Below are 19176 nucleotides of genomic sequence, written 5' to 3' on the forward strand. Positions count from 1 at the left end.
AGCTGAAGCCGATATGACCGTTCTGCGTCCGCACGCGGAAGACCAGTACGCCGAAGAGCTGGCGATCCTGGCCAAGTCCGACGACCGGCCGAGGCCCCCCGGCTGGAAGATGTCGCCCTGGGCCGTGACCACCTACCTCCTGGGCGACGGCCGGCAGATCACTCCGAAGTACATCGGCCCTCGCCGCATCGTCGAGGTGGCCGTCGCCACGCTCGCGACCGACCGCGCGCTGCTGCTGCTCGGCGTGCCCGGCACGGCCAAGACCTGGCTGTCCGAGCACCTCGCCGCGGCGATCAGTGGCGACTCGACACTGCTGGTGCAGGGCACGGCGGGCACGGCCGAGGAGGCCATCCGCTACGGGTGGAACTACGCCCGGCTGCTCGCCGAGGGCCCTTCCCGTGACGCGATGACACCGAGCCCGGTGATGCGCGCCATGGCCGAGGGACGGCTCGCCCGTGTGGAGGAGCTCACCCGCATGCCGTCCGACGTGCAGGACGCACTGATCACGGTGCTTTCAGAGAAGACGCTCCCGATCCCCGAGCTCAACCAGGAGGTCCAGGCGGCCCGGGGGTTCAACGTCATCGCCACGGCCAACGACCGTGACCGGGGCGTCAACGAGCTCTCGAGCGCCCTGCGGCGGCGGTTCAACACGGTCGTCCTGCCGGTTCCCGCAAGCGCCGAGGAGGAGGTCGACATCGTCTCGCGGCGTGTCGTCCAGCTCGGCCGTTCCCTGGAGCTGCCCGCCACGCCGACCGGCATGGAGGAGATCCGGCGGGTCGTCACGGTCTTCCGCGAGCTGCGTTCCGGGGTGACGGCCGACGGGCGTACGACGGTGAAGTCGCCGAGCGGCACGCTCAGCACCGCCGAGGCGATCTCGGTGGTGACCAGCGGCATCGCGCTCGCCGCCCACTTCGGCGACGGAGTGCTCCGGGCCGGTGACGTCGCGGCCGGCATCGTCGGCGCGGTGATCCAGGATCCCGTGTCCGACCGCGTCGTCTGGCATGAGTACCTGGAGACCGTGGTCCGCGAACGTCCCGACTGGCGCGACTTCTACCGGGCCTGCCGCGATGCCTCCTGAGAACCCGCGGAGCCGGCTGACAGGCATGGAGCCACCCGAACCCGCCTCGCCCCTCACCAGAGAGGCGGGCGCGACATCCGCGGTCGGGCAAGCGGGCGTGCCCGGATTCGGCGGGTCGGCAGGCGGTGGGGTGTGTTCGGTGGACGGTGGGGTGGGTTCGGCGGTCGGGGTGTGTTCGGCAGGGGTTGGGGTGTGTTCGGCGGGCGGTGGGGTGGGTTCGGCGGTCGGGGTGTGTTCGGCAGGGGTTGGGGTGTGTTCGGCGGGCGGTGGGGTGGGTTCGGCGGTCGGGGTGTGTTCGGCGGGCGGTGGGGTGGGTTCGGCGGTCGGGGTGTGTTCGGCAGGGGTTGGGGTGGGTTCGGCGGGCGGTGGGATGAGTGAGGTTCCGGTGTCCGTGGTGCTTGGGGTGCGGCATCACGGGCCGGGGTCCGCACGGGCCGTGGTGGCCGAGCTGGAGCGGTTGCGGCCCGACGTCGTGCTCATCGAGGGGCCGCCCGAGGCCGACGGGCTGGTCGGGCTGGCGGGCGATCCCGACATGGAGCCCCCCGTCGCGTTACTGGCCCACGTGCCGGGAGAGCCGTCGAGAGCGGCGTTCTGGCCGTTCGCGGCGTTCTCTCCCGAGTGGCAGGCGATTCGCTATGCCATCCGCGCGGGTGTCCCCGTCCGCTTCTGCGACCTGCCGGCGACCCACAGCCTCGCGGAGAGAGCCGCCGCCTTCCCACTGCCGGGCGATGCCCTCCCCGCCGTCGACGCCCAACCCGCCAATTCGCGACCGGACGGGCCGGACGCCGGGGGCGCCGAGCGCGACGGACTGCCGCGGTCCGGCGAGCCGGAGGCCGGGGGCGCGGAGCCCGATGGGGCGCCGCGGTCTGTGGAGCCGGAGGTCGGGGGTGCCGAGCGCGACGGACTGCCGCGGTCCGGCGAGCCGGAGGCCGGGGGCGCGGAGCCCGATGGGGCGCCGCGGTCTGTGGAGCCGGAGGTCGGGGGTGCCGAGCGCGATGGACCGCCGCGATCCGGCGAGCCTGAGGCTGGGGGCGGGGAGCCCGATGGGGCGCCGCGGTCTGTGGAGCCGGAGGCGCGGGTCGCTGAGGCAGAAGGTCCTGTGGTGCACCGTGATCCGATCGGGGAGCTCGCCAAGGCGGCCGGGTACGACGATCCCGAAAGGTGGTGGGATGACGCCGTCGAGCATCGCGGCGACACGCCGTTCGAGGTGATCGCCGAGGCCATGGCGGCCGTCAGGGAGGGGTACACGCCGCACGAGCACGAGGCGCGGCGCGAGGCGTACATGCGCAGGACCATGCGCACGGCCTTCAAGGACGGTTACCGGCGCGTCGCGGTGGTGTGCGGCGCATGGCACGTCCCTGCGCTGCGCGAGCTCGGCCCGGCCGCGCCCGATGACCGCCTGCTCAAGGGGCTCCCCAAGGTCAAGGTGGAGCTGACCTGGGTGCCCTGGACGTACGGCAGGCTCGCGTCCTTGAGCGGTTACGGGGCGGGCATCACCTCGCCGGGCTGGTACGACCACCTGTTCGCCGCGCCCGACCGTCCGATCGAGCGCTGGCTCGCGGCGGCGGCGAGGGTGCTGAGGGAGGAGGATCTGCCGGTCTCCTCGGCCCATGTCATCGAGGCCGTGCGGCTCGCGCACAGCCTCGCGGTGGTGCGTGGCCGTCCCCTGGCGGGGCTGGGCGAGGTCACCGAGGCCGTGCGGGCGGTGCTGTGCGAGGGCGACGAGCTGCCGGTCGAGCTCATCCAGCGGCGCATGGTCGTGGGGGAGCGGCTCGGCCGTGTCCCCGACAGCACGCCGATGGTCCCGCTCCAGCGTGACCTGCGCGACCGGCAGCGACGGCTCAAGCTCCGCCCCGAGGCACTCGAACGCGACGTCGACCTCGACCTGCGCAAGCCCCTCGACCTCGACCGCAGCCGGCTGCTTCACCGGCTCGGCCTGATCGGCGTGGCGTGGGGTTCGCCCCGCGAGGCGCGCGGCAAGGGCACCTTCCGCGAATCCTGGACCTTGGAGTGGCGCCCTGAGTTCGACATCGACCTGATCGAGGCGAGCGCGTACGGCACCACGGTCCCGGCCGCCGCGACCGCGCGGGTGCGGGAGCTCGTCGACCTCGGATCCGGACGTTCGGCCCGGCACGCGGGGCCCGGGCCGGCCGGTCCCGCGTCACCGAGGACGCTCGCCGAGCTCACCGGGGTGGCGGAGCGGTGCCTGCTCGCCGACCTGCCGGAGGCCCTGCCTCATGTCCTGTCCTCGATCTCCACCAGGGCCGCCCTCGACAGCGACGTCACCCACCTGATGGCGGCCCTTCCCGCGCTGGTGCGCACCCAGCGGTACGGCGACGTGCGCGGCACTCCCGCCCAGGGGCTGTCGGTCATCGTGGAGTCGCTGCTCAGCCGCATCCGCGCGGGGCTCCCGGCGGCGGTCACGGGGCTGGACGACGACTCGGCCAGGGAGATGCTGGGCCACGTCGACGCGGTGCACGCCTCGGTGGGCCTGCTGGAGTCGGGCAGGGAAGGCTGGCTCGAATCCCTGCGAGGCGTCGCCGAACGTCGCGATCTGCACGGGCTGATCGGCGGCAGGCTGACCCGCATCCTGCTCGACGCCGGCACGATCCCGGCCGAGGAGGTCGCGAGGCGCATGTCCCGGTCGATGTCGGCGGGCAACCCTCCCGCGCAGGCGGCGGCCTGGGTGGAGGGGTTCCTCTCCGGCAGTGGCCTGCTCCTCGTCCACGACGCGGGATTGCTCGGCCTGATCGACACCTGGCTGACGGGGCTGACGGCTGACGCGTTCGTCGACGTGCTCCCACTGCTCCGGCGCACCTTCGGGGCCTTCGCCCCGCCCGAGCGCCGGGCCATCGGCGGGCGCGTGTCCTCCGGCGAGGCGGGAAGGCCCACCGCCCCCGAAGCCGACCCCGCCCGCGCGGCCCCGGCCGTCCGGACCGTACTCGCCATCCTTGGAAGCCCCTGATGCGCCGGAACACCCCTGGTGGGTGGGCTGTGTCGGGTGAGTCGTGAGTCGGGTGAGTTGGGTGAGTTGGGTGCGTCGGGGTCGGTGGGGCGTGGTGAGGGCGTCCGGCGGGCGAGCGTTCGCACAGATCGGGGTTGGTGGGTTGTGGAGGGGAGCGTCTGATGGACGAGCGTTTGCGGAGATGGCGGTTGGTGCTGGGGGGCGACGCCGACGGCACGGGTTGCGCGCTGGGCGGCGACGACGCCCAGATGGACGCGGCCCTCGCCGCGCTGTACAACAGCGGGCGCGGATCAGGCGAGGGGCCGGGCGGAGGCGGTGACACCCAGCGTGGCGCGGGGCTCGGCGCCTCGGCGCCTCGGGTCGCGCGGTGGCTCGGGGATATCCGCTCCTACTTCCCGTCGACCGTCGTCCAGGTGATGCAGAAGGACGCCATCGAACGCCTGAACCTCACCCGCCTGCTGCTCGAACCCGAGATGCTCGAAGCCGTGGAGCCCGACGTCCACCTGGTGGGCACGCTGCTCTCGCTCAACCGGGTGATGCCGGAGACCGCCAGGCGGTCGGCGCGCGCCGTCGTCGCGAAGGTCGTGGCCGACCTCGAACGCCGGCTGGCGCAGCGCACCAGGACCGCCATCACCGGGGCGCTCGACCGGTCGGCCCGCACCAGCCGCCCGCGCAGGGTCGCCGACATCGACTGGGACCGCACGATCCGCGCGAACCTCAAGAACTACCTGCCGGAGAGGAACACCATCGTCCCCTCCAAGCTGGTCGGCTATGCCCGCAGGCAGCAGGCGGTGATCCGTGAGGTCACGCTCTGCATCGACCAGAGCGGCTCGATGGCGGCCTCGGTGGTGTACTCCAGCGTCTTCGGGGCCGTGCTGGCCTCGATGCGCGCGCTCCGCACCTCGCTGGTGGTCTTCGACACGAGCGTGGTCGACCTCACCGACCAGCTGCACGACCCGGTGGAGCTGCTGTTCGGCACCCAGCTCGGCGGCGGCACGGACATCAACCGCGCCATCGCCTACTGCCAGGGGCTGATCACCCGCCCGGCGAACTCCATCTTCATCCTGATCAGCGACCTGTACGAGGGGGGCGTACGGGAGGAGATGCTGCGCAGGGTGGCCGTGATGACGGCGGCCGGAGTGCAGGTCATCGTGCTGCTCGCCCTGTCCGACGAGGGCCAGCCCCACTACGACCGCGACAACGCCGAGGCGCTCGCCGCCCTGGGCGTCCCGGCTTTCGCCTGCACCCCCGACGCCTTCCCCGATCTCATGGCCGCCGCGATCGAACGCCGCGACATCGCCCAGTGGGCCGAACGCACCCTGTCGATCCGCGCCACATAGAACACGACCCGCCAGACCCGACCCGAGTCGGGGTTGTGATGGTTCCGGGTAAGGCGTCCTTGGTTGTGCCTAGGACCAAAGTCCGAGGTGGGGGGCTGATGTCGGCAGTGAGGCGGGGCCGTAGCTTGGGGCAGGTGTCCTCAGCAGTGATCGATTCTCCTCCCACCGCACCTCCCAGCGTGCTCAGCCGTCCGTATCGGGCGTTGAGCGTGGGCATGGTCGCCCTCGTCCTCCTCCTCGCGTTCGAATACCTGGCCGTGGCGACGGCCATGCCCGTGGTGGCCCGGTCGCTGGGCGGGCTCTCCCTGTACGGGCTGGCCTTCAGCGGGTCGATGGCGGCCAGCGTGATCGCCACGGTCGCGGGAGGCCGGTGGAGCGATGCGCGCGGGCCGGTGGCGCCGCTGTGGACGGGGGTCGCCGGTTTCGTGGCGGGGCTGCTCATCGCGGGATTCGCGCCCACCATGCACGTGCTGATCATCGGCCGGTTCGTCCAGGGCATCGGTGGCGGCCTCTTCTCGGTGGCGCTGTACGTCCTGGTGGCGCAGGTGTACCCGCCGGCGATGCACCCGAGGGTGTTCTCGCTGCTGGCGGCGGCATGGGTGCTTCCGTCCATCGTGGGCCCCGCGATCACCGGTGCCGTGGTGGAGCACATCGGCTGGCGGTGGATCTTCCTGGGCATTCCGATCTTCGTCGCTCCCGCCGCCGTCATGCTGTGGCGAGGGCTCGCCGGGCGGGCCACCGTCGTACCGCAGGAGGGCCGCGCGGAGCCCGCTCCTTCCCGGGCCGGATTCGGGGCGCGGCTCGCGTGGGGCGGGGTGGTGGCCGTCGGCGCCGCGCTCCTCCAGTACGGCAGCGGGCTGGGCGGGCGTGGGCTCGTCCTGCTGGTCGCGGGCCTGGCCGTTCTCGCGTTCGCCCTCCCGCGGCTGCTGCCCCCCGGCACGATGCGCGCGGCGCGGGGGTTTCCCACCGTGGTGCTCCTGCGGGGTCTAGCCGCGGGCGCGTCCTTCGCCGCCGACGTGTTCGTCCCCCTCATGCTGATCGGTGAACGCGGGCTCAGCCCCACCCAGGCGGGACTCTTCCTCACCGGGTCGGCGCTGAGCTGGTCGCTCGCGTCGTGGATCCAGGGGCGCGGGCGGTACGACCGGAAGGCGCTGCTGCGGTGCGGCACCGCACTGCTGGCCCTCGGCATCGCGGGCACCGCGCTGCTGGTCTTCGACGCGGTCCCCATTCTGGTCGGGCTCGTGGCGTGGCTCATGGCCGGATTCGGCATCGGCCTGGTCTACCCCACGCTGTCGGTGCTCACGCTGGAGCTCTCAGAGCCGGGGGAGGAGGGCAGGAACAGCTCCTCGCTGCAGATCGGGGAGTCGGTGTTCTCGGTCGTGGTCATCGCCGTGACCGGTGCCGTCTTCGCGGGGCTCGACACCGCCTGGTGGGTCTACCTGGCCTGCTTCGGCCTGATCGTCGCCCAGGCCGCCCTCGGTCCCCTGATCGCCGGCCGCGTCCAGCGCTGACGCCTGTGTCCTGTGAGGGGCGAATCGTGATCCGGATCCGGATCCGGAGTGCCGGGTGCGGGTCGAATCCCCTGTACCGACGTGGGTCCGAGGGCGGGGCGGAGGCCGAATCGGGCGAAGGTGCGATCCCGCGTTCACCGGCCGGGTTTGGTACAGATCCACGGAACGGGCACCATGGAAGGGCAGGTGTTCGACGAGGGGGTTCCATGCCACGTGTCCGTGAGCTAGAGGTCTTCCGGCTCGTACTGCCCTACGGCAGGCGTCCGGAGAGCATCCTGGTCAAGCTCACGGACTACGGGGGCATGACGGGGTGGGGCGAGGTCGTGCAGTCCCCGGACCACCGGCCATCCCGCTCGGGAGCTCCCGGAACGGCTGCCCACGGTGGCGCCGACGCGCGGGCGACCGCGGAGGAGACGGCCCAGAGGGCTGTCCAGGAAGGGTCCGTTCCCGAGGGCGCCCACGAGGGGGTCGCTCACGCGGGGGCCGTTCGTGCCAGGGCTGAGGGCGAGCCTGACCAGTCGCTCTCGAAGACCTGGACCACGCTGGAGGAGTCGCTCGCCCCCGCCCTGCTGGGCGTCGACTGGGAGCACCCTGACGAGCTGGGCGTCGTCCCCGGCGGCACCGCCGTCGACCTCGCCTGCTGGGACCTTTGGGCCCGGATGCGGGGAGTCCCGCTGGCGTACGCCCTCGGCGGCACCCGTACGTCCGTGATGGCGACCGTGCGGCTCCGGGCCGAGCGGTCGCTGGACGCCATGGTCGCCCGGGTGAACCGCCACGTTTGCGCCGGCTATGCCCATGTGACCCTTGACGTGCACCCCGGGTGGGATGTCGAGCCGGTTCGGGCCGTACGCCAGGCGTATCCCGCCCTGGCCCTCGCCGTGGACGGGCGTGGCGGTTACACCGACGGCACGGCCCTCGAGGCGCTGGAAGCGTACGGCGTGACGGCGATCGAACGGCCCTTCGGAGGTCCGGACGCCGACGCCGACCTCGATCTCCACGCCGAGCTTCAGGAGCGGGTCTCCTCGCTGGTCGCGATCGAGGTGCATTCGGTGGCGGCGCTGGAGGAGGCCATCGCGGCGCGGGCGGGAAGCGCGCTCCTGCTGCGCCCGTCCAGGTTCGGGTCGCTTCGTGCCGTACGGCTCGCGCACGATCGCGCGATGGCGGCGGGATGGGACATCACGGCGGCCGGGGGCAGGGGCACGGGCCTCGCCCGGGCGGCCACCGTCGCCGTGGCGAGCCTGCCGGGATGCACGCTGCCCAGCGATGTGACCGAGCCGCCGCGCAGCGCCCAGATCGTCACCCCGCCCGTCGGGGCGTCCGGCGGCGTGGTCGCGGTGCCGCTCACCCAGCCCGGCCTCGGTCACCTCGTCGATGAGGACCGGGTGCGCAGGCTCGCCGGTGACTCCTTCAAGCTCTGACCGGCCCTCGCCCCTCGGACCGCCCCGGCGGAGGCTATCGCCTGGGGCTCCGGATCTGCCGGCGTAGGGCGGGGACGCCGAGGCCGAGGCCCGCGATCACGGCTACGAGGCCGATCACGAACCACTCCTTGGCCCCGCTCATGAAGCTGCCCCCGACGTACCCGAGACCCTGGAGCGCCCAGAGGACGCCCACCAGGACCAGCACCGCGCCTGCTGCGATGAGAAGCCAGTTCTTCACGGGGAATCCTCCTCCGGCGAGCGGAGTGACAGCATCTCACCTGATCGACTGGTCGTGCCGGAAGATGTCGTGCGGATCCCACGTGCGCTTGGCCCTGAGCAGGCGCTCGTAGTTGTCGCCGTAGTACAGGCGGTACCAGGGCACGTCCGAGGTGTTCCACTCGTCACTGCTCAGGTCGCGGTCGGGGTAGTTGATGTAGCAACCGTCCGTCACCGCGTCCGGATCGGCCTCTCCGCCGGCCGTCGCGGGGAGGGGGACGCCGCCGGAGGTTCGGTACACCCTGCGGTAGAGCTCACGGATCCAGCGCTCGTGTACGGAGTCCTCCGCCGGATCGGTCCAGTAGGTCTGGTACTGGAGCTTCATGATCGAGTCACGCTGGGCCACGGCCGTCTCGTGGGCGCCGATGGTGTTGATCATGCATCCATAGGTGTCGACCTGGATCAGCGCGTCAGGGTTGGCGTACTGCGTGTTGTCGTAGTCGTCGTCGGGATCGTCCCGTGTGCTGGACAGGAAGTTCCAGATGACCTCGATCTGGTCGTCGGGGAACGGCTTGCGCATGTGCGCCGACTTGTACTTGCCCCGCCGGTTGTCGCCCGAGCCGTTGAGGGCCTGCGTCGCCTGGATCCACGGCATGAGCCGCGGCTCCTCGTGCAGCCCCGGAATGGGGGAGTGCTCGCCCATGTCCACGTCGAACTCGGCGCGCTGGAGGCCGACCCCGTCCTCGATCTGGGCGAGGAAGGAGTCCAGCCGGTCGCGCCCGGCCGCGGGGTTCGTCGCGTCGACCTGGGTGATCAGGCCGATCTTGCCGGCCTTCCTGTGGGTGAGCTTCAGGATGGAGAACAGGTCGGCGTACTCGTCGCCGGGCTCGCTGTTCTCCGCGCAGAACCGTCCGAAGTTCGCCACGAGCCGGGCGAAGCGGTCGTACGTCATGCCGCCCTCCCAGCTCCAGGCGACGGCGCTGAGCCAGACGTTGATGGGAGGCCGGGGTAAGTCCTTGAACCAGTAGCGGGTGATCACGCCGAAGTTGCCGCCGCCGCCCCCGGTGTGCGCCCACCACAGGTCGTTCAGGTCGCCCTCGTCGTCCCTGCGGGCGATCACGGCCTCCGCCTGGTAGTCGCCGTGCGGCTCGCGGCGCACCACGACGACCTCCACGGCGTACAGGTAGTCGACCGTGAGGCCGTGCCGGCGGGAGAGCAGGCCGTACCCGCCGCCGCTGATGTGGCCGCCCGCGCCGACCGAGTAACACGACCCGGCGGGCAGGGTCAGGCCCGTCTCGCGGTACAGCTGGGTGTAGTTGTGCCAGTTGGTCGACCCGGACTCCACGCAATACGCCCCCATGCCGGGGTCGTAGTGGACGCGGTCCATCTGGCCCATGTCGATGATCACCTGGACACCGGGATTGGCCACGAAGTTCTCATAGCAGTGGCCGCCCGAGCGGACGGTGATCCGCGTACGGCCGCTGTTCAGCGCCTCGTCCAGGGCTCCCACGACGTCGTCGGTCGACCGCACGACCTTGATGTAGTCGGGATGGGAACGCCAGCGCTGGTTGAACCCCTGGCACAGCGCGCCGTACCTGTCGTCGATCCCGGTCACGGTGATGCCCGAACCGGCTTCCACATTGGACACTGCGCTCTCCTTGTCGGGTTTTTCGGGCATGGCGCGGCGCTCCGCCGGAGGACGGCCGGACGGAGCGGGCGGGCTCGCCGCGGGCCCGGTGACGGCCGTCGCGGGGCTCCCGGCCGGCTGCCGGAACAACGCTCGGAACAGGCCACCCGGAGCGCGGAGGAGGGAACGGGCAGGACGCATGGTCATAGGTCGCTCTCAGCGAGACCACGTCACGGGGGGCGGACACACGAGAAAGACTTATCGTAGTCACAAGGCTACGTCATGTGACTGAAGTGGCACCGTTACAGAACCGTGAGCACGGCGCCGGGCTCAGGCGCCGCAGATGTCCGCGGTCTGCTTGGGGGTCTTCGTCGCGGAGGGCGTCGCGGACGGGGTGCGGGGGGAGGACGGCGTCGTCGCGGCGCCCGGGGTGGCCGGCGGGGAGGGCGTCGCCTCATCGGCGACCGAGTCGCGGATGCCCTTGGCGCTCAGCTTGCGGATCCGCGCCCAGTCCGGGCTCCCGGTGCTGATCAGCGGCGGCACGAACTGCACCCCCGTGACGCGGGCGTCCCTGACCTGCAGCGCGAGCGGCACGAGGTGTCCCAGCATCGGGCGCGGGATGTCGGTGCGGAACATGCCCTTGGACGCCTTGGCGAGCTGGTTGAACCTCAGCAGCACGGTGGCGGGGTCGGCCTGGTGGAGCAGGGCGTCGAGCACGCACCGCTGGCGGCCCATGCGGGTGTAGTCGTCGCTGAAGGTGCGCGAGCGGGCGAACCACATCGCGTCCGCGCCGCGCAGCTTGCGGGTGCCGGCCTTGACCAGGCCCTCGTTGTACTTCCCGAAGACGACGTCGGTGGGGACGGTGAGGGTCAGACCGCCCAGGGCGTCGATGATGCGGGCCAGTCCCCACATGTTGACCAAGGCGTACCAGTCGACGTCCACGCCGAGGGTGTATCCGATGGTCTCCTTCAGCGTCTCGGGGCCCATGCCCGTGCGCCCGCCGAACAGCTCGGGATGGGCCTCGGCGTACTCCCAGACGGCGAAGAGCAGGTCCTCACGGGACCCGTCGGGGTTGGCGGGGAGGCGGAACCCGGCGGGGAACCGCTGGTGCATCGGGCTGCCCGGGGGGAAGCGGACGTTCTCCAGGTTGCGGGGCAGGCTGAGCAGCACGGTGTTGCCGGTGCGCACGTCCACACTGGCGAGGTTGATGCTGTCGGTGCGCACGCCGACGCGGTCGGGCTGCCAGTCGCCCCCGAGGAGCAGGATGTTCACCCGGGTCCTGCCGCTCCACGGGTCCTCTGGCTTGGGGCTTCCCGTGGGGGCCACCGCCACGGTCACGGGGGCGTCGAAGACGGTGTTCAGCGTCTCCTCCGACACCATCACGTACTGGGCGACGACGGCGAACGGCAGCGTCACGGCGACCGCGAGCGCCCCGGTGAGGACGCCCGAGATGATCTGACCGGCCTGTGAGAGCTCGCCCGGCCGAAGGATCACGTACGAGCGGACCAGCAGGGCGAACCAGCCCACGGCCGCGATCATCGCCAGGGCGATGATCGCACGCAGCCAGCCGGGGTCGAGGAGGCGGCCCGCCAGGTCGGCGTCCGCTGTGAAGGCGACCACGCCGAGGACGACCACCGCCAGGACGAAGGCCCCGAGCAGGGCGAAGCCGGTACGGCGGTGACCGGTGCGCAGGTGGGCCGAGCCCGGAAGGAGGGCGGAGAGCGCCGTCCATCCGATGACCGAGGCGGTTCCCCGTGGCTTCCTTGTGTCAGGCAACGCTGTCCCATCCCCCTTGGACCAGGAGGGGAAAATGTAGCCGGGCGAGCCTACGGGCGCGTGAACACGCCAGGAACGGATCACGATATATACGGATACGTAGGGTCAGATCGGGCGCCTACGGTTACCAGGGAATACCGAACAGGCCATAGTAGGCGGCGGTCACCAGAAGCAGGCCCGTGCCGCCCAGCATGGTGGCGACCGTGAAGCGCTGCCAGCGCCCCGGCTCCCATCCCTCGCGCAACGCGGTGGCCACGGCGGCGACCGTGGTGACCTCCTGCACGAGCATGACGACGGCCAGCACCCGGACCACCAGCCATCCGGACAGGACCGCCGGCCACGCCCCCGCCTGGTTCACCGAGAAGAGCACGATCAGCGTGATGAAGGCCGTGACCGCGGCGAGCAGGCCCACGCCCGTCCAGGCCATCCGGCGCAGGCGGCGGCGGATCGCGGGCCAGGACTCCGAGTGGGCCGTGGGAAGCAGGTCGCGTCCGCGCAGCCGTACGACCATCTCGGTTACCGGGGCCGCGACGTAGCCCACGACGGTGAGGGTGAGCGCGAGGCCGAGGATGGCGGTGCCCGCGTACCAGGGGGCCCTTGGAATGTCGGTGGCCTCGTAGCGCTGCACGGGGGTCGCGCCCGCGATCTGGGCCCCCGTGGGCGGCTGTGCCGTGCCGGGGAGCCCGAGTACCCAGTTGGCCAGCGTGTCCAGATAGCCGTTGGTGAACGGGCCGCCGTTCACCCTCATGGCGTGGTCCGCCCCTCCGAGGAACCGGATGGTGTAGTCGGAGTTGCCCGCAGTGCTCAGCGCCGAGGTGAGCTTCTGGGTGCTCTCCACGAACGGGATCGACGGGTCCATCGTGCCGTACAGGGCCAGTACCGGCTGTTTCAGCCGGCTCAGCGCAGGGACGCTGTCGTAGCGCAGGAAGTTGAACCCGACGCCGCCCATCGCCTTGGCCAGCAGCTCGCGTACGCCGGCGGGCGCGTGCAGGCGTTCGAGCTGCTCGTTCAGCGCCCACGCGACCTGCCGTACGGGCGAGACGTTCGGGGAGGAGACCAGCACGCTGAAGCCGACGTCAAGGCTCCTGGCAGCCGCGATCGGGATCACCCAGCTGCCCTCGCTGACGCCCCACAGGCCCGCGCGCACCGGGTCGACGTCGGGACGCTGCCGCAGCACCTGGATCATGCGGAGCGCGTCGTCGGCGAGCAGCCCGAAGTCGCGGTGCCGGAAGTCGTAGCCCACGGTGCGCTTGTCGTAGGTCAGCGTCACCACCCCGGCCTTCGCGAGCCAGGTGGCCTGGGAGGTGAACTCGCCCCGGTCACCGCGTCCCGAGCCCTGGACGAAGACCATCGCGGGGTGGCGGCCGGGGGTGCGCGGCGACCTGATCGTGGCGGTGAGCGTGGTGCCCTGGACCGGGATGGAGATTTCCTGGCTGGCGATGGCGGCGTTGTGCGGGACCGGGCGGTACTCCTGAGCGGGCTGTGGCGGCAGGGGCTGGAAGCTCTCGCTCGCGCTCAGCCGCGGGGGATCGAAGGACGGCGGGGACAGCATGTAGCCCACCGTCGCCAGGATCGCCAGAAGCACAGCCGTCGCCACGCTCAACCGGCTACGGTCGCTCACGCCACCTCCTCGTCGGGCGGCTCGCCGCAGACCGTGTCCATCAGATGATCGTGGTCGTGTCCTGGAGGACTCCGCTCCCCGATCGAACGCGTCCCTACGTACGAGGGCTTTCCGCCCTAAATATGACCTCCGATCATCAGGTTAAGTCACGCGGGGGGAACGATGGTGCGGCTGGTACCTCATTTGTCAGTGGGACCTGTTAGCTTCCTGCGACATGCGTGTGCTGCACACCTCCGACTGGCACCTGGGCCGGGCCTTCCACCGTGAGAGCCTGATCGACGCCCAGGGCGCCTTCGTCGACCACCTCGTGGAGACGATCCGCTCGGAGGGCGTCGACGTGGTGGTCGTCGCCGGTGACGTCTACGATCGCGCCCTTCCCTCGGTCGACGCGGTGGCGCTGTGCAACGAGACGCTGCGGCGGCTGGTCGCCGAGGGGGTCCGCACGGTGATGATCAGCGGCAACCACGACTCCGCCCGCAGGCTCGGCTTCGGCGCCGACCTGATCGACGCGGCGGGGGTGCACCTGCGCACCGACCCCGTCCGCGTGGGCGAGCCGGTCGTGATCGGCGACGTCGCCTTCTACGGCATTCCCTATCTTGAGCCGGAGGTCGTCCGCGCCCCCTGGCAGCTCGCGGAGCGCAGCCACACGGCGGCGATCGAGCACGCCATGACCCTCATCCGCGGCGACCTGGCCACTCGGGGCACGAGGTCGGTCGTCCTGGCCCACGCGTTCGTCACCGGCGGCGCGAGCAGCGACAGCGAGCGCGACATCAGCGTGGGCGGCGTCGCGCACGTGCCGGTCAGCGCCTTCGAGGGCGCCGACTACGTCGCCCTCGGCCACCTGCACGGCCGCCAGCGCATGAGCGAGTCCGTGCGCTACTCCGGCTCGCCGATCGCCTACTCGTTCTCCGAGGAGCGGCACGTCAAGGGGTCCTGGCTGGTCGACATCGGCCCGCACGGGTTCGCCGGCGCCGAGTTCGTGCCCGCCCCCGTAGCACGTCCGATCGCCCGGGTCAGCGGGCACCTGGCCGACCTTCTGGCGTCGGCCGAGTGGACCCGGTTCGAGGATCACTGGCTCCAGGTGACGCTCACCGATCCAGTACGGCCCAAGGGCGCCATGGAGCGGCTGCGTCAGCGCTTTCCGCACACGCTCGCCCTCGCCTTCGAGCCGGAGGGCGCCGCCCCGGCCGCGGCCAGGGCTCCCCGGCTGGCGGGCCGCCCGGAGATCGACGTCGTGCTCGACTTCGTCCGCGAGGTGCGCGGCGAGCCTGCCGACGACGACGAGAGGCGGCTCCTGCGGGAGGCGGTCCAGGCGTGCCGGGCGAAGGAGGCTCTGGTCTGAATGGCGTGCCAGGCTGGTGGTCGTGATCTTGTGACGCGTGGAGGGCGCCTGAGATGAGGCTGCACCGGTTGCGGCTGACCGCGTTCGGTTCCTTCCCCGGAGACGAGGAGATCGACTTCGACGCGCTCGGCGAGGCGGGGCTGTTCCTGGTCCACGGCCCGACGGGGGCCGGGAAGACCACCGTGCTCGACGCCGTGTGCTATGCCCTGTACGGCCAGGTGCCGGGCCAGCGCAACAGCGCCCGCCGCCTGCGCTGCGACCACGCCCCTGCCGACCGCGGTCCGAAGGTCGTGCTGGAGGTCACCGTGCGCGGCCGGCGGCTGCGCCTCACCCGTTCGCCCGTCTGGCAGCGGCCCAAGCTCAAGGGCGAGGGGCTGATCGAGGAGAAGGCCAAGGTCCTGCTGGAGGAGCTGCGTCCATCCGGCGAGTGGATGTTCCTGTCCAGCCGCGCCGACGAGACCGGAGAGCTGGTGGGCGGGCTGCTCGGCATGAACGCCGACCAGTTCTGCCAGGTGGCGATGCTTCCCCAGGGCGACTTCGCCCGTTTCCTCCGGGCCGACGGCGACGACCGCCGCAAGCTCCTGGAGAAGCTCTTCTCGGTCAAGATCTTCAGCGAGGTCGAGCACTGGCTGGCCGACCACCGCACCCGCACCGGTCAGGAGCGGCAGGAGCTGCGCCAGCAGGTCGACTCCGTCATCGACCACATGCGCGGCGCGGCGGGCCCGGCCCTCCTTTCGGCCCTGGGCCCACGGCCCGACCTCGACACATCTTCCGACCTTCAGTCGCAGGGCCGTCCTGAGGCGTGCACCGGTCCTGAACCGCAGGCCGAGCCGCTCGAATGGGCGAGGGCTCTGCTCGCCGTGGCGCGGGAGTCGCTCGCCGGGCGGGCGGAGGCGCGGGAGGCGAGCGAGGCGGCGCTGAGATCGGCCAGGGTCGAGCTCGAAAGTTCCCGCGAGCTGGTCCAGCGGCAGCGCGGCCACGCCGAGGCGGTCGCCCGCCGCGACGAGCTCGACAGGACCGCCGACGAGCGGTCCGACCTGGAGACCATCCTCGCGGAGGCGGTCCGCGCCGACCGGGTGCTGCCGCTCGTCCAGCAGGCCGAGCAGCGAGCGGAGGACGCCGCCAAGGCCGAGCGACTCGCCGCCGACGCCATGGCGCGCGCCCTGCCCCTCCTACCCCACTCACCCGGCGGCACCGCACGATCAGAGGTGGGCTCCGAGCCGGTCTGGTCGCTGGGGGCCCGTGGAGTGGAGGGGATGGGGCCCGAGCGGCTGGCGGAGCTCGAACGCGGACGCCGTGACGAGATCGCCCGGCTGGAGCAGCTCCGCCCCGAGGAGGTACGGCTGGCGGGGGTTCGCGAGGAGCTCGCGCTGGCCGGGAAGCGCCTGGTGACGCTCGCGGAGCAGGAGGCCGAGACGGCCGGGCGGCTGGCCGTGCTGCCGGAGCTCCGCCGCGAGACGGGCGAGGCCCTCACTCGCGCACGCCTCGCCGCCTCCGGCCTTCCTCCCGCCCGCGCCGCCGTGGAGAGCGCCGTTCGGGACCTCGACGCCGTCCGGCGCCGCGACGCGCTCGCGGGCGAGCTGGCCGCCACCTGGCGCGATCTGCTCCAAGCCCTCCTCGACCTGCCCGCCCCTCTGATCGCCGTCCTGCCGGGCACCGATGTCCTGCCGGGCACCGATGTCCTGCCGGGGGCCGGGGTCAAGGAGGCCGCGAGGCAGGTGGGCGAGCGGCTCGGCGCGATCGAGCGTGCCCACCGCGACGAGCTGGCCGGGCTGGAGCTTCGCCGGGCCGACGAGGAGCGGTTCGCCGAGATCATCGAGAAGCTCGCCGACCTGGACGACGAGCTCGCCGGGCTGGCCGATCGGGAGGCCGCCCTCGCTGACGCCCAGGCCGAGCTGCCCGGGCGTCTGGAGGAGATCGACGCGCGGCTGGCGGCGGTGAGGGCCGAGATGGCCCGCATCCCGGCGGCGGAGGCCGCCTGCCAGGCGGCCGATGCCCTCTTGGAGCAGGCCGGGCGCCGGGACTCGCTGGCGGCGGGGCTGGAGGCGGCCGAGGGCGAGCGGCGGCTGGCCACCGACGAGGCGCAGGAGCTGCGCGACCGTCTCCAGTCGATCAGGCAGTCCCGCATCGACGGCATGGCGGCCGAGCTGGCCCGAGGGCTCGTCCCCGGGGAGGCGTGCGTCGTATGCGGCTCGGCCGACCATCCGGCGCCCGCGTCCCCCGCCGAGGCGACCCCCACGGTCGACGACGAGCAGGCCGCCCAGGCGCTGTCCGACGCGGCGCAGGAGGCCCGTCAGGCGGCCGAGGGCAGGGTCGCCGTGCTCTCCTCCCAGCTCGACGAGGCGACCGCCCGGGCCGAGGGGCTCTCACCGGAGGCGGCGCTGGCCGCGCGCGAGGAGGCGGAGGCCGAGCTGACCCGTCTCGGCACGCTGGCGGAGCAGGAGCCCGGCCTCGCGGCAGAGGCGGAGCGCGTCCAGCACGAGCTGGACACCGCGCGCACCCGGGCTCAGGAGCTCGACCTGCTCGTGGCGGGGCACCGCGCCCACCAGTCAGGGCTTCGTGAGGAGCTCGGCCGCCTCACGGCCGTACTCGACGCGGCCCGCGACGGCGACGAGAGCGTGGCAGCCCGGCGCGACCGCGTGGACGGGCAGGCGCGGCTGCTCGTCGTCGCCATCCGGGCGGCCACCCGCGTCGGCGAGGCCGCGGCGACGTACGAAGAGGCACGAGCGGCCGTACGGCGCGGCGTCCCGCGGCCGATCCGGCACCCCATCCCGCAAGACGCCGACACTCCAACCGTGCGGAACACAGCCGAAGACGCGGCGAGTCGATCTTGTTCGTCCGAGTCGCAGGCCGAGACGGCGGGCGGGATCCGGTCATCCGAGCCAGGGCCGGAGGGCGCCGGAGGGTTCGAGGAGCCGGGGGTTGGGGAGGCGGAGCGGGGGCTGGCGGCGGCGGAGGCGGCGCTGGCGGGGTTGCGCGAGGTCGCCGGGGGCGAGACCGCGCTCGCGGAGGCCGTGCGGCGCATCGAGGAGGAGCTCGCCGAGCTGACCGAGCGTGCCACGCGCATCGGCCTGGAGACCGCCGCCGAGCGTGCCAGGGAGAAGGGCCTCGCCGCCGACGCCGAGCGGCTCGCCGTACGGCTGGACGCCGCCAGGGGCGAGGACGCCACGCTCGCCGCGCGCCTGGAACGGCTGGCCGACGAAGCCGAGCTGCTACGGGACGCGGCGGAGGCCGGGCGGCTGGCCCGCTCGGCCGGCACGGAGCGGGACACCGCGCACACCAGGGCAGAGAGCGCGGCGACCGACGCGGGGTTCCCGAGCGTCGCGGACGCCAGGGCGGCCACGAGGTCGGCCGCGGCCCGCGAGTCCATGGCCGAGCGGCTGCGCGAGCTCGACGCCGAGCGCGCGGCCGTGACCAAGCTACTGGCCGATCCGGAGCTGGTCGCGGCGGCCGCCATGCCCGCTCCCGACCTCGCCGCGCTGGCCGAGGCGTTCGACATGGCCGAGCGGGAGCACGGCACGCACGCCTCAGCCCGCGACCAGGCAGTCGCCCGACATGACCAGCTCGCCGGGCTCGCCGAGACCCTCGAACGCGCTCTGGCCGAGTGGCGTCCCGCCGAGGAGCGCCATCGCCTCGCGAAGCGGCTCGCGGAGCTGGCCGTCGGCACCTCTCCCGACAACACACTCGACATGCGCCTGTCGTCGTACGTGCTCGGAGAGCGGTTGCGGCAGGTCGTGGACGCCGCCAACCAGCGGCTCGACCATATGTCCGGTGGTCGATACCTCCTGCTGTACGACGTGCGCAAGTCCGCCGCCGACCGCAGGCGGTCCGGGGGCGGGCTGGGTCTTCGCGTTCTCGACGGCTGGACCGGGTCCGACCGCGATCCCGCCACCTTGTCCGGCGGTGAGGCCTTCATGACATCCCTGGCCCTCGCGCTCGCGCTCGCAGACGTGGTGACCGCCGAGGCCGGTGGGGTCGAGCTCGGCACGCTCTTCATCGACGAGGGGTTCGGCACGCTCGATGAGGAGAGCCTCGACGGCGTTCTGGACATCCTCGACGAGCTGAGGGACGGCGGCCGGGCCGTCGGCATCGTCAGCCACGTCGGCGAGCTGCGCACGCGGGTCCCTGCACAGCTCAAGGTGGTCAAGAACCGCTTCGGCTCCAGCCTTTCCGTGGCCGTCCCCGGGTAGGCGCGTTGGGCGGGCGACGAATGCACGGATGGACGGATGGGCTCAACGGATCCATCTCAGCGCGAAATGCGGAGCGCTAGGGTGATCCACCG

General features: G+C 72.3%; 11 protein-coding genes. 7 read left to right on the top strand and 4 right to left on the bottom strand.

Translation table 11 applies throughout. The annotated features are described in order from the left end of the window. The first annotated feature begins 13 nt into the window (after nucleotides 1-13). The 5 genes from ACOZ38_RS13580 (at nucleotide 14) to ACOZ38_RS13600 (ending at nucleotide 8312) form a co-directional block, all read left to right on the top strand. Complete coding sequence (locus tag ACOZ38_RS13580; protein ID WP_424530826.1) at nucleotides 14-1078, top strand: ATP-binding protein; 1065 nt, start codon at nucleotides 14-16, stop codon at nucleotides 1076-1078. 370 nt (nucleotides 1079-1448) lie between these two features. Continuing rightward, a complete protein-coding gene (locus tag ACOZ38_RS13585; RefSeq protein WP_424530828.1) occupies nucleotides 1449-4043 on the top strand; it encodes a DUF5682 family protein in 2595 nt (864 codons plus the stop codon). 161 nt (nucleotides 4044-4204) lie between these two features. Then, nucleotides 4205-5383 carry a VWA domain-containing protein gene (locus ACOZ38_RS13590; RefSeq protein ID WP_424530829.1) on the top strand — a complete coding sequence of 393 codons (1179 nt, stop codon included), beginning with the start codon at nucleotides 4205-4207 and terminating at the stop codon, nucleotides 5381-5383. Nucleotides 5384-5529: 146 nt separating this feature from the next. After that, nucleotides 5530-6894, top strand: coding sequence for an MFS transporter (locus ACOZ38_RS13595; protein ID WP_424530831.1), 1365 nt, complete (start codon nucleotides 5530-5532; stop codon nucleotides 6892-6894). A gap of 206 nt (nucleotides 6895-7100) precedes the next feature. Next, nucleotides 7101-8312 (top strand): enolase C-terminal domain-like protein, encoded by a 1212-nt coding sequence (locus ACOZ38_RS13600; protein ID WP_424530833.1) that lies wholly within the window; start codon nucleotides 7101-7103, stop codon nucleotides 8310-8312. 34 nt (nucleotides 8313-8346) lie between these two features. On the opposite strand, the gene ACOZ38_RS13605 is transcribed toward ACOZ38_RS13600, so the two are convergent. From ACOZ38_RS13605 to ACOZ38_RS13620, 4 genes are all read right to left on the bottom strand, one after another. Further along, nucleotides 8347-8550: a hypothetical protein gene (locus tag ACOZ38_RS13605; RefSeq protein ID WP_405146869.1), complete on the bottom strand. Its 204-nt coding sequence runs from the start codon at nucleotides 8548-8550 to the stop codon at nucleotides 8347-8349. Between the two features lie 36 nt (nucleotides 8551-8586). After that, nucleotides 8587-10176 carry an FAD-binding oxidoreductase gene (locus ACOZ38_RS13610; RefSeq protein WP_424530835.1) on the bottom strand — a complete coding sequence of 530 codons (1590 nt, stop codon included), beginning with the start codon at nucleotides 10174-10176 and terminating at the stop codon, nucleotides 8587-8589. A gap of 309 nt (nucleotides 10177-10485) precedes the next feature. Beyond that, nucleotides 10486-11931, bottom strand: coding sequence for an LCP family protein (locus ACOZ38_RS13615; protein ID WP_424530836.1), 1446 nt, complete (start codon nucleotides 11929-11931; stop codon nucleotides 10486-10488). 124 nt (nucleotides 11932-12055) lie between these two features. Continuing rightward, entirely contained in the window at nucleotides 12056-13552 is a 1497-nt protein-coding gene (locus ACOZ38_RS13620) for an alpha/beta hydrolase family protein (RefSeq protein ID WP_424530838.1), read from the bottom strand. A 214-nt stretch (nucleotides 13553-13766) separates the two neighbouring features. Here ACOZ38_RS13620 and ACOZ38_RS13625 point away from each other — a divergent pair, with 214 nt between their 5' ends. Continuing rightward, on the top strand, nucleotides 13767-14894 hold the full coding sequence (locus ACOZ38_RS13625; RefSeq protein WP_424530839.1) for an exonuclease SbcCD subunit D: 1128 nt from the start codon (nucleotides 13767-13769) through the stop codon (nucleotides 14892-14894). A 53-nt stretch (nucleotides 14895-14947) separates the two neighbouring features. Continuing rightward, nucleotides 14948-19084: an AAA family ATPase gene (locus ACOZ38_RS13630; RefSeq protein WP_424530841.1), complete on the top strand. Its 4137-nt coding sequence runs from the start codon at nucleotides 14948-14950 to the stop codon at nucleotides 19082-19084. Nucleotides 19085-19176 lie beyond the last annotated feature (92 nt).

Source organism: Sphaerisporangium viridialbum (assembly GCF_049674955.1).
Lineage (GTDB): Bacteria > Actinomycetota > Actinomycetes > Streptosporangiales > Streptosporangiaceae > Sphaerisporangium > Sphaerisporangium viridialbum.

What these genes read in the sequence shown, in the direction of transcription:
- ACOZ38_RS13580 (WP_424530826.1), top strand. Translation starts at nt 14, where the DNA reads ATGACCGTTCTGCGTCCGCACGCGGAAGACCAGTACGCCGAAGAGCTG.
- ACOZ38_RS13585 (WP_424530828.1), top strand. Translation starts at nt 1,449, where the DNA reads ATGAGTGAGGTTCCGGTGTCCGTGGTGCTTGGGGTGCGGCATCACGGG.
- ACOZ38_RS13590 (WP_424530829.1), top strand. Translation starts at nt 4,205, where the DNA reads ATGGACGAGCGTTTGCGGAGATGGCGGTTGGTGCTGGGGGGCGACGCC.
- ACOZ38_RS13600 (WP_424530833.1), top strand. Translation starts at nt 7,101, where the DNA reads ATGCCACGTGTCCGTGAGCTAGAGGTCTTCCGGCTCGTACTGCCCTAC.
- ACOZ38_RS13625 (WP_424530839.1), top strand. Translation starts at nt 13,767, where the DNA reads ATGCGTGTGCTGCACACCTCCGACTGGCACCTGGGCCGGGCCTTCCAC.
- ACOZ38_RS13630 (WP_424530841.1), top strand. Translation starts at nt 14,948, where the DNA reads ATGAGGCTGCACCGGTTGCGGCTGACCGCGTTCGGTTCCTTCCCCGGA.